The 11,700-nt window shown below is 63.1% G+C and carries 7 protein-coding genes; 1 reads left to right on the forward strand and 6 read right to left on the reverse strand.

Annotated elements, in window-relative coordinates:
* Positions 1-76 precede the first annotated feature (76 nt).
* Together purL and ACPJXG_RS14635 are read right to left on the reverse strand one after the other, a co-directional pair.
* Positions 77-4,114 (reverse strand): phosphoribosylformylglycinamidine synthase, encoded by a 4,038-nt coding sequence (gene purL, locus ACPJXG_RS14630; protein ID WP_425251486.1) that lies wholly within the window; start codon positions 4,112-4,114, stop codon positions 77-79.
* A 215-nt stretch (positions 4,115-4,329) separates the two neighbouring features.
* Positions 4,330-5,394 carry a GGDEF domain-containing protein gene (locus ACPJXG_RS14635; protein ID WP_402718148.1) on the reverse strand — a complete coding sequence of 355 codons (1,065 nt, stop codon included), beginning with the start codon at positions 5,392-5,394 and terminating at the stop codon, positions 4,330-4,332.
* Between the two features lie 350 nt (positions 5,395-5,744).
* Here ACPJXG_RS14635 and ACPJXG_RS14640 point away from each other — a divergent pair, with 350 nt between their 5' ends.
* The gene (locus tag ACPJXG_RS14640) at positions 5,745-7,370 is read left to right on the forward strand and encodes a response regulator (RefSeq protein WP_402718147.1); all 1,626 of its coding nucleotides are present in this window, start codon (positions 5,745-5,747) and stop codon (positions 7,368-7,370) included.
* 349 nt (positions 7,371-7,719) lie between these two features.
* Here ACPJXG_RS14640 and ACPJXG_RS14645 read toward each other — a convergent pair whose 3' ends face one another.
* The 4 genes from ACPJXG_RS14645 to ACPJXG_RS14660 all read right to left on the reverse strand — a co-directional run bounded on the left by ACPJXG_RS14645 (position 7,720) and on the right by ACPJXG_RS14660 (position 11,692).
* Complete coding sequence (locus ACPJXG_RS14645) at positions 7,720-8,814, reverse strand: S41 family peptidase (RefSeq protein WP_425251487.1); 1,095 nt, start codon at positions 8,812-8,814, stop codon at positions 7,720-7,722.
* A 69-nt stretch (positions 8,815-8,883) separates the two neighbouring features.
* Positions 8,884-9,633, reverse strand: coding sequence for a LytR/AlgR family response regulator transcription factor (locus tag ACPJXG_RS14650; RefSeq protein ID WP_035818583.1), 750 nt, complete (start codon positions 9,631-9,633; stop codon positions 8,884-8,886).
* On the reverse strand, positions 9,630-10,664 hold the full coding sequence (locus ACPJXG_RS14655; protein ID WP_235211660.1) for a sensor histidine kinase: 1,035 nt from the start codon (positions 10,662-10,664) through the stop codon (positions 9,630-9,632). Before ACPJXG_RS14655 ends, ACPJXG_RS14650 begins: the two co-directional genes overlap by 4 nt.
* Before the next feature lie 290 nt (positions 10,665-10,954).
* The gene (locus tag ACPJXG_RS14660) at positions 10,955-11,692 is read right to left on the reverse strand and encodes an SDR family NAD(P)-dependent oxidoreductase (protein WP_225241181.1); all 738 of its coding nucleotides are present in this window, start codon (positions 11,690-11,692) and stop codon (positions 10,955-10,957) included.
* Positions 11,693-11,700: the final 8 nt, after the last annotated feature.

An 11,700-nucleotide genomic window follows, 5' to 3' on the forward strand; every position in this document is an offset into this window, starting at 1 on the left:
TCTCTCGACAGCGGCGTCTGTATTCCTCCCCCTGCAGCAGCGCCTTAACCAAGACGCCGCGCTGAAAGCGAGCTAATTACCCCACAAACTTCCGCGCATTCCTGAACATGCGCATCCACGGCGAATCCTCGCCCCACGCTTCAGGGTGGTAGGACTGCTGCACGCTGCGGAACACGCGCTCCGCGTGCGGCATCAGCACGGTGAAGCGTCCGTCTGGCGTGGTGACAGAGGTGATGCCTTCCGGCGAGCCGTTCGGGTTGTATGGGTACGCTTCGGTAGCAAAGCCCTTGTTGTCGACGAAGCGCATGGCTTTGTTGACCTGGGTGATGTCGCCCGTTTGCGAGAAGTCGGCGTAGCCTTCGCCGTGGGCGATGGCGATGCCGGCTTGCGTGCCGGCCATGCCGTTGAAGAAGATCGATGGGGAGTCCATCACTTCGACCATGGCAAAGCGGCCTTCGAATTTCTCCGACTTGTTGCGCGTGAATTTAGGCCAGGCGTGGGCGCCGGGGATGATGGATTTCAAATTGCTCATCATCTGGCAACCGTTGCAGATACCCAGACCAAAACTGTCCGTGCGGTTGAAGAAGCGCGCGAACTGTTCCGCCAGGCTGGCGTTGAACAGAATCGTTTTCGCCCAGCCTTCGCCCGCGCCCAGCACGTCGCCGTACGAGAAGCCGCCCACGGCGATAACGCCCTGGAAGTCGTCCAGTTTCACGCGGCCGGCAATCAGGTCGCTCATGTGCACGTCGACAGCCGTGAAACCTGCCTGGTGCATCACGTACGCCGTCTCGATATGCGAGTTGACGCCCTGCTCGCGCAGGATGGCGACACGTGGACGCACGCCGGTGGCGATGAATGGCGCGGCGATGTTCTCGTTCTGGTCGAAGGTGACGATCGGCGACATGCCCGGATCTTGCGCGTCCAGCAGGCGGTCGTATTCAGCGTCCGCGCAGGCCGGATTGTCACGCAGGCGGGCGATGCGCCAGCTCGTTTCGCTCCACAGGCGGTGCAGTTCAGCGCGTGGCTGGGTGTAAATCAGCTTGGCGTCGCGCGTGAATTCGATCACGTCGCGGTCATTCAATTTGCCGATGATATGGCTGCAGGCGCCCAAGTTAAACGTGCGCAGCACGTCCATGACGAGCGACTTTTCTTCCGCGCGCACCTGGATCACCGCGCCCAGCTCTTCGCTGAACAAGGCGCGCAAGGTCAGTTCGTTGCGGCGTTCCGCTACCTGGCCGGTCCAGTTCTTGGCGTCGCCCCAGTCGCTCGAATGCTCGCCTTCCATGGTCAGCATGTCCAGGTTGACGGACATGCCCGTGTGGCCGGCGAAGGCCATTTCCGTCAGGGTGGCGTACAGGCCGCCGTCCGAACGGTCATGGTAGGCCAGCAGCTTGTCGTCGCTGTTCAGCTTTTGGATGGCGGCGAAGAAGCCTTTCAGGTCTTCCGCGCTGTCGACGTCCGGCGTCTCATTGCCCAATTGGCCCATGACTTGCGCCAGCGCGGAAGCGCCCAGGCGGTTCTTGCCGCGGCCCAGGTCGATCAGGATCAATGACGTGTCGCCCTTGTCCGTTTTCAGCTGCGGCGTGAGCGACTTGCGCACATCCGTTACTGGCGCGAACGAAGACACGATCAGCGACACCGGCGACGTGACGGATTTCGCCGCGCCCGTGCTCTCGTCTTTCCACGTCGTGCGCATCGACAGCGAATCCTTGCCGACGGGGATGCTGATGCCCAGCGCCGGGCACAGGTCCATGCCGACGGCTTTGACCGTGTCGTACAGGGCCGCGTCCTGGCCAGGCTGGCCGCAAGCGGCCATCCAATTGGCGGACAATTTGATGTCGCTGATATCGCTGATTGCTGCGGCGGCGATGTTGGTGACGGCTTCGCCCACGGCCATGCGGCCGGAAGCTGCGGCGTCGATAACGGCCAGCGGCGTGCGTTCGCCCATGGCCATCGCTTCGCCCAAGTAGCCTTCGAAGCTCATGGTGGTGACGGCGCAATCGGCCACCGGCACTTGCCATGGTCCCACCATCTGGTCGCGCACGGTCATGCCGCCCACGCTGCGGTCGCCGATGGTGATCAGGAAGGATTTGTCGGCCACGGTCGGCAGCAGCAGCACTTTTTGCGCCACGTCCTTCAAGTCCATGCCCGTCAGGTCGATCGCCGGGAAATCGTTGGCCACGTGGACCACGTCGCGCTGCATCTTCGGCGGCTTGCCCAGCAAGACGTCCATCGGCATGTCGACCGGCTCGTTACCGAGTTCCGGGTCGATCAGTTTCAGTTGACGCTCTTCGGTGGCCACGCCCACGGCGGCGAACAAACAGCGTTCGCGTTCGCACATGGCTTTGAACAGTGGCAGGCTTTCCGGCGCGATGGCCAGAACGTAGCGTTCCTGCGATTCATTGCTCCAGATTTCCTTCGGCGCCATGCCCGATTCTTCCAGCGGCACTTTGCGCAGGTCGAAAATTGCGCCGCGCTTGGCGTCGTTGGTGATTTCAGGGAACGCGTTCGACAAGCCGCCCGCACCCACGTCGTGGATCGAGATGATCGGATTGTCCGCGCCCATTTGCCAGCAGGCGTTGATGACTTCCTGGGCACGGCGTTCCATTTCCGGATTGCCGCGCTGGACGGAATCGAAGTCCAGGTCGGCCGTGTTGCTGCCGGTGGTCATCGACGAAGCGGCGCTGCCGCCCATGCCGATGCGCATGCCCGGGCCACCGAGCTGCACCAGCAGGCTGCCGACGGGGATGTCGTTCTTGTGCGTGTGCTGCGCCGAGATATTGCCGATGCCGCCAGCGATCATGATCGGCTTGTGGTAGCCGAACACGGCGTCTTTGTCGACGCCGACGTTCTGCTCATACGTGCGGAAGTAGCCGCCCAATACGGGACGACCGAATTCGTTCGAGAACGCGGCGCCGCCCAGCGGGCCTTCGATCATGATTTGCAGCGGCGACGCGATGCGTTCCGGTTTGCCGTACTGGTCCGCATCCGCGCGGCCTGCCAGTGGCGCCGTCACGGAAGCGGCCGTTTCCCAGCTGCGCACGGCGTCCGGCAGCGACAAATTCGATACGGTGAAACCCGTCAGGCCAGCTTTTGGCTTGGCGCCGCGGCCCGTCGCGCCTTCGTCGCGGATCTCGCCGCCCGCGCCCGTGGAGGCGCCAGGGAATGGAGAAATGGCCGTCGGGTGGTTATGCGTTTCCACCTTCATCAGGGTGTGCGTCAGCTCCGTCGACGCCGCGTATTCGTGGCTGGCGCCGCGCGGGTAGAAGCGCGAGACCGTCGCGCCTTCCATGATCGAGGAATTGTCGCTGTAGGCGACGACGGTGCCCTTCGGCTGCAGTTCGTGCGTGTTCTTGATCATGCCGAACAGCGACTTGGGCTGCGCCACGCCGTCGATGGTCCAGTCGGCGTTGAATATCTTGTGGCGGCAATGCTCGCTGTTCGCCTGCGCGAACATCATCAGTTCCACGTCCGTCGGGTTGCGGCCGGCCTTGGTGAAGGCGGCGTCCAGGTAGTCGATTTCGTCTTCCGACATCGCCAGGCCCAGTTCCGTGTTCGCCGTTTCCAAAGCAAGCTTGCCCTGCCCCAGCAAGTCGATCGATTCGAGCGGACGCGCTTCCAGGGTGCGGAACAGGTCCTTGGCGTCGTCCGCGCTGCGCAGCACGGATTCGGTCATGCGGTCGTGCAGCAGGTCGGCAACGGCCTGTACCTGCTCGTCCGTCAATTTGCCGGCGCCGATGGCGCTGCCCAGGATGCCCGATTTCAGGTTGATGCGGAAAGCGACGCCGCGTTCGACGCGTTTGATGTGCGCCATGCCGCAGTTGTGCGCGATGTCGGTGGCTTTCGAGGCCCACGGCGAAATCGTGCCGAAACGGGGGATGACGAAGAATTCTTCGGCAGCGCCTTCCGTATTGTCAGCGTGGGCTGGCTCGCCGTACGTCAGCATGGCGCCAAGGCGCGTGCTGTCGTCGCTGGTGAGAGGCGCGCTGGCATCGATGAAATGGACATAGCGTGCTTGTACGGCAACAATCGCAGGCGAGACGGCTTGCAGTTGGCTTAACAGACGGTGGCTACGGAAATGGGACAGGGCATTGGAACCCGGCAGTATCAACATGATTGGAAGGTGGTTGATGCAGCGTGGCTGCGGGTTAAAGGTAGGTATGACAATATCTTTCGTACGGCAAATTTCCTTTGCGCGCATTATACCCGTTTTACCCCTGCCTTATGACCGGAACTTGGGGTTTTACCCCCCTTTTGCCCCCCTTTTGCCCCGCTTTTGCCCCAAAGGGCGGCAGTTTTTGACACGGCAACAACACCGTCAGCCGGCCATCAGGCGATCACGTAGCGGTTCTTGCCTTGCCGCTTGGCCAGGTACAGGGCCTCGTCGGCCAGCCGGTAGCTGTGGCCGAGGTCCTTGCTCCGGTCCAGCTCGGCCACGCCCACGCTGATCGACACGAACTGCGCTGCCAGGAAAGCCTGGCTGACGGCGTCGACCAGGGCGCCGGCAAAGGCGCGCGCGTCTTCCCGCCCGCCCGCGTAGACGATGCCGAATTCCTCGCCGCCCAGGCGCCCGCACAGATGGCCCTGCGCCTTGTCGGCGATGACGGCGGCCGTGCGCACGAGCACTTCGTCGCCCGCATCGTGTCCCTGCTGGTCGTTGATGATCTTGAAATCGTCGATATCGATCATCAGGAAATGCAGCATGCCGCCCTGCGGCGCACCATGCATCTGCTGGGCGCGCTGCGTGAACATGCGGCGGTTGTTCAGGCCCGTCAGGCTGTCCTGGAAGGCCAGCCGCGTCAATTCCACCTTGGAGTGATAGTTGCGCAAGCGCAATAAACTGAAACTGACGTTCAGCGCCAGCCCGAACAGCACGCTGACGGCGATCATCAGCGGCGCCCAGGACTGGTCGGGCAAGCCCGCGTTGACGGGATACAGGCCGTGGCCCACGTTCCACCACACGCCGGCCACCACGGCCAGGTAGCTGAGGCCGCCATTGAAGATGGAAGCGATGGCCAGGGTCATGAAGACGCCGACTGGCAAGACCCAGAAGCTGGCGTGCTGCACGGCGTCGGCCATGGTGCGCAGGCCAAAAGTCAGGGTCAGCACGGCGCAGGCGCCCGTAATGGTCAGCACGGGCAAGGTGGTGCAACGGTAGCGCACGACCAGGCTCGTCAACATGCCCAGCAAGGCCAGCACGGCATGCGTCTGGTTTGGATGATAGGAATCGGGCATCATCAGCCACGTCAGGCTGAAGGCGATAATGCCCAGCACTTGCGTGACCATGCCGACCCGGTGCAGCTCCGCAAAATACGTATGCTGCTGTTCGCTGTTGCCGCCAAACGCAAGGGGAACGGCAATGCGCCGCAGGGAAGAAAGGTCAGGAACACGCATACGGGTATCGACACCAGAGAGAAGAAAAGCGCCCGGTACAGCCTTGCGCATGCCTGGCCGCAAGATTGTGCGGCATCCAACACTAGTTGTAATTAGGATACTATCATGCTAGTCAACTATCTGCTGGAATTTGCGGCGCCGGCACTGGCGCGCAGGGCGGCGGCGCCATGAAATACAACGCTGCGCGCCACCGGAAGCACCCGGCGCCCTGCCCCGCGCCCGATTGCATGCATTTTGCTGGCAGTGTCGGCCGGCTTTGCAGTATGCTGATAAAAAGTAATACTGCCAGGCAGATACATATATAAGAAGAGTTCCCGCAAATGACCGAACAGATGAACGAGAGCTGAACCATGCCAGAAACTAGCGACTTATCTGTCCTGATCGTCGACCCGAACCCCAGCATGCGGGGCAATCTGCACAATATGCTGAACCAGGCGGCCATCACCAAGGTGGAATATGCCGTCAATGCCGGCACGGCCATCCGCTTGCTGACGAAGAAACCGTTCGACATCATCCTGTGCGAATACGATCTTGGTAGCGGCACGGACGGCCAGGATGGCCAGCAATTGCTGGAAGACTTGCGCCACCACAAGCTGATCGGCCTGTGGACGATCTTCATCATGCTGACCTCCGAAGCCATCCACAGCAAGGTCATCAGCGCGGCCGAACTGACCCCGTCCGACTACATATTAAAACCGTTCACCGTCGACGTGCTGAGCGGACGCATCGCGCGCGCCATCGAGCGGCGCGCCGTGTTCCTGCCCACGTATCAGCTGATCGACAAGGGCGACTTGCGCGAAGCCGTGAAAAGCTGCCGCGCGGCCGAACTGCAGCACCCGCGTCTGGCGGCCGATTTCACCCGCCTGCGCGCCGAGCTGCACATCGCCCTCGACGAATGGAAGGAAGCGGAACAGCTGTACGCCGACATGCTGGCCACGCGCCCCATGGCCTGGGCCCACCTGGGACTGGCGCGCACCCTGTTCGAGCAGCAGCGCCACGAGGAAGCGCAGGACGCGCTGCTGGAACTGGTGGAGGTCTATCCCCGCTTCATGGCCGCCTATGACCTTCTTGCGAAGAACCATGAAGCCATGGGCCAGCAGCTGCAGGCAAAGAAAATCCTCGAGGACGCGGTGGCCATCTCGCCGCACATGGTGCGCCGGCTGCGCCACCTGGGCGGCATCGCCTATGACACGGGCGACATCGGCGCGGCCGAACGGGCGTATAAACAGGTCGTGACGAAAGCGAAGTACTCGGAATTTCGCGACCCGGAAGACCACGTCAACCTGGTCAAGACACTGGTCAAGAAAGGCGACGCGCCGCAAGCGAGCGGCGTGCTGCGCGACATGGAGCGTTCCTTGCGCGGCGGCGCCAACGTGGAAGCGTGCCGCGCCATCTCGGCCGCCATGCTGCATGAACTGTCGGGCAACGACATCGCCGCCGCCAGCGAACTGCAGCTGGCCGCCGCCGCCCTGGACACGGCGCGGGGCCTGTCGACGCAGCTGAAGGTGGGCCTCGTGCAAAGCTGCCTGAAAAACAATCTGGAGCAGGCCGCGTCCGACGTCATGATGAAACTCGTCAACGAAGCCGACAGCGACGTGACGATGGAGGCGGCCGTCGACGTATTTGAGAAGGCGGGCCGCCACGACCTGGCGCAAGGCATGGGCCAGCAGATCACGCACCAGGTGCAGGAACTGATGCAGGATGCGGCCAGCAAGTCGGAAAGCGGAGAGCTCAAGGGGGCGGTATTCGTGCTGCGCCAGGCCCTGCGCAAAACCCCAGGCAACCTGCCCGTGCTGTTCGCCTCCGTCGACGCCATCCTGCGCCAGCTCAACATGCTGGGCTGGGAAGCCCCGCTGGCCGAACAGGCGCAGCACCAGATGCAGGTGATCAGCAAGATCGACCCCAAGCATCCGAAGCTGGAGTCGCTCAAGCAGCAGTATGCGGCCACGCAGCACAAGTACGGTATTGCTACCTGATGTGAGGGACGCACTGCAAACCTGCTCGCTACGGTTTTCAGAAGCGTCGTGACGTGCGTTGACGTCAAAAACGCACAGCCCATTCTTGATGGCGTAGGTCGGATTAGCGTAGCGTAATCCGACACCATTGCTGGCTCCGCAGTGTCGGATTACGCGGCGTGCCGCCGCTAATCCGACCTACGCCTACGGTTTGCAGAAGCGTCGTGAGGTGCGTTGACGTCAAAAACGCACAGCCAATTCTTGACGGCGTAGGTCGGATTAGCGTAGCGTAATCCGACACCATTGCTGGCTCCGCAGTGTCGGATTACGCGCCACACGTGCCAACACCAGCACAATCAACGCCGCGATATTAACGCTCGCCCCTGAGCGTGTAGACCGGCTTCTCGGACTCCCCTTTCTCCGCCATCGCCAGCACGCGCTGCAGTTCCTTGCGCTCGTTGCCCTCCTTGGCCGATGACACCAGCTTGCGCAGGATGGCGACGTGCGCCGTCTGCAGCGCCTGTGCCGCCGGCACGGCGATGTCCGGTTTCACGCCGACGTGCTCCCAGTTGGTTTTGGTGACGACATTGATCGTGCGTGCGGTCGGGATCGCGACTATGATGTCCTGCCCCAGGTTGTACCAGCTCACGGGATTGGAGCCGCCGCCGGTGGTCTCTCCGACCACCGTGCCGCGCTTCTGCGCCTGGATGCCATAGGAGAAATCCTCGCCGCCGGAAAACGTGCGGGCCGAGGTCAGCACGTACACGGGCTTGTCGTAACGCTGTGTGACCGTCTTCACGGTCCAGAACTGCCGCGTCGTGCCGGTCGGACGATCGTACATGTCGATCAGATGACGCTCGTCGCCGAACGGGAAGAAATGACTCATCAGGTAGGCCACGCTGGCCGGACTGCCGCCGCCGTTGCGGCGCAAGTCGAGGATCAGCGCATCCGTCCCCGCCATGAGCGACATCGCCGCCGTGTACGCCGCGCCGACGAATTCCGGACCGCCGAAGCCGCGCAGTTCGATATAGCCGACGTTGCCGGGAAGGCGTTCGATCTTCTCGATGTCATAGCCGCGCCGCACGGTCTGGTCGCGCCATTCGTCAATCTTGGCGCGGCCAGGCAGTTCGTCGGCACCGCTGCGCTCACGAAGACCTTCGTAAAACGCGGCGCTGAAATGCAAGTCACCGCTCAACTCCCGCAAGTCCTTCGCCAGCACCTCGCTGAACGCCTTCACGCTGGCGGCGCTCGCATAACCTCCTGCCGCATTTTTCCTGGTGATCGCACTGCCGACCCGTTCAGCCACCGCTGGTTCGATGTAATTCGCGTTCATTTTCGTGACCAGTGTCTGCACGATCGCGGCGCGGGCGGACGCGCTCAGGACAGTGTCCTCCGCCGCGTAGGCGGAAAACGACAACAACGCACCCAATACGACTGCTGCGACAAACTTCTTTCTACCTGCCATACATTCCTCCAAGTTGGACTACGAAGCCTTTGATTGTTGCGTGAAAAAATGCGCGTGTTGCGCCCTGCCTCATTCGGCTTTCTTGTCGCGGCGTTGCAGTGCTTCCGTCAGAGCGGGCATATAGGAGCGGCTGGCGCGCAGCACACTGCCGTCGCGCAGGCGCAGCATGGCGTCCCGGTTGGTGAGCGAGCGCAGCTCGGCGATCATGTCCAGCCGCACGATGGACGAGCGGTGCACGCGATGAAACTGGCGCGGATCGAGCTGCATGGCCAGGTTGTGCAGGCGCTCACGCATCAGCCAGGTCTTGCCGTTCGCATGCAGGGAGGCGTAATCGCCGTCGGCCTCGATGCGTTCGACCTCCGCAACCGGCACCAGCACCGTGCGCGATCCGACACGCACGCTGAAAGTGCGCGCTGCCGGCGTCGCCGACGCTGCGGCACGACCATGGCCGCGATAGGGAAAAGCCTGCTCAGCACGGTCAAGGGCTTCGTCGAAGCGTTCGTCATCGACGGGCTTGAGCAGGTAATCGAGGGCGGCCAGTTCGAAGGCTTGCAGGGCGAAGCCGTCGTAGGCGGTGAGCAGGATCGCCATCGGCCGCTGCGCCGGCGCCAGTGCGGCCAGCATTTCGAGGCCGGACTTGCCCGGCATTTCGACGTCGACGAACACCAGGTCGGGCTTCAGCGCCAGAATACCTTCGCCAGCGCTGGCGCCGTCGCCGAATTGGCCAACCAGCGTGAAGGCATCGCGCCGGGCCAGCCTGACTTTGACCGCCAGCCTGGCCAGCGGCTCGTCGTCGATGATAACGACCCGGATGCTCATGCCGCCGCCCCCATACCGCGCAGCGGCATGGCGATGCGCACGTGGAAGCGACCGTCCGTACGCCAGCCTGCGTCCACTTCTTGAGCCTCGCCGTACAGGTGGCGCAGCCGTTCCCTGACGTTGCTCAGGCCGATCCCGCTTTCCGCGTGCGCCCGCTGCTGGCCGTCGTTCCGCACGTCGATGAGCAGGCGCGCCCCGGCGCGCTCGACCAGAATATCGAGCCGGCCGGGAGCGGCCAGCGGCGCGATGCCGTGGCGGATCGCATTCTCCACCAGCGGCTGCAGCATCAGATAGGGCACGACGCTGTCGAGCAGGTCAGGGCCGGCCTTCATCGTCAGGCGCAGGCGCTCGCCGAGCCGCGCCTTTTCGATGGCGAGGTAGGCGTCGAGCAGGGCCAATTCATCGGCAAGCGTATGCTCGTGGCGGCCGTCGTGTGCGAGGGTGGCGCGCAGGAAATCGGACACGCACGCGAGCATGCGGTTGGCTTCACGGTTGGACTGCGCCGACACCAGCGCGGAAATCGCGTTCAGGGAGTTGAACAGGAAATGCGGATTGACCTGCAGGCGCAGCGCGCGCAGCTCGGCGTCGCGCGCAGCGCTTTGCGCCTGGACGAGATGCAGGCGGACCTGTTGCAGCGACAGGTAATACACCCCCACCGCATGCACCGCGCAGAACGCGATCAGCGCCAGCCAGCAGCTATCCAGACCCCGTGCGAGAGAGGCCCAGTGGTAGCCCTTCTCCATTCCGAGCGAAATCCCAAGGCGCTGCCCCAGCAAGGCGTTCACAATGGCCATTGCGTAGGTGACCGCCAACAGTATCATCCCCATCCGCAGCCACGACCATTCGCGGCGCCACATGGCCCGCTGCAGCAGCGTCAGCGGAATCAGCCACACCAGGCAGGCGACGAAGAAAAGCGTACGAAAGGCAACTATATAGCCATTACTGTAGGCCGGCAGACCGAGGATGGCCATGCAGGCGCACACCGGCAGCGCGGCCAGCACGGGAACGAGCAAGGGCGTTTCGACCTTCACGCCGGGCTTCCAAAAATGCAACTCCGCAATTCTGTTGTGTCAGTCAGCCATCGAATGGAAGGTAAAACGCGCATGGAAAGTCCCGAGCTACGAAAGCCACCACCTTAAGCGATAGCCGGACGGCGGTCCAGTCAAATGCGCCGACCCGTGCATGCCCTGCGACCAGCCGGTTCGGGCTCCGGTAATGTGCTCGCGGGCGTCGAGTTCATGCGTATGCGCCGCGAGGGCCAGGCCACGCCGACGGCCCCTGCCAGACAGCGCTGCCGTAGACCTCCCTGGCGCGTTGGCACTTAACAGGTAAAGCCGCCGTCGACGGTAATGCTTTGTCCTGTGATGAAGGCCGAATCGTCGGACAGCAGGAAACGCACGACGCCGACCACGTCGGCGACGGTGCCGAAACGGCCCATCGGCGTGAGACCGATGATCTTCTGTTTCTCCACTTCCGAGGTCGCGTCCGCCATCTCGGTGGCGATCAAGCCTGGCGCGACCACGTTTACGCGCACCATGCGTTCGCCCAGCTCGCGCGCGAGGCAGCGGCTGAAGCCGTCGAGCGCGCTCTTGGTCGCGCCGTAGATCGACATGCCGGAAAAGCCGCGCTTGCCGGAAATCGAACCGATGTTGATGATGCTGCCGGCCCCCTCCCTGAGCAGATAAGGCGCCACGAAATGCGTGATGCGGATCAAGGCCTCGAGGTTGGTGCTCAGCAGCTTTTGCAGCAGTTCCTCGTTCATCATCGTCAGCAACTGGCCATCGCTGTAGCCGGCATTGTTGACCAGCCCCGAAATGGCGCCGTAGCGGCGTGCCACTTCCTTGACGAATTTCTTGCTCTCGGCGCCGTTGGTGATGTCGAGCGCGCGCCAGCAGAAGCGGTTCTCGTCCGGGTCGGCCGCGCGCAGTTCGCGGATGAAGGCCGTCTCGTTGCGGCTGCAGGTAGCCACGATGTGGCCGCATGCCAGCGCGTCGCGCACGAAGGCCTGGCCCAGGCCGCGGCTGCCGCCAGTGATGATGATCGCACCAATTTTTCGCATGGGGACTC

It is taken from the genome of Janthinobacterium sp. NFX145 (genome assembly GCF_049810325.1).
GTDB lineage: Bacteria > Pseudomonadota > Gammaproteobacteria > Burkholderiales > Burkholderiaceae_D > Janthinobacterium > Janthinobacterium rivuli.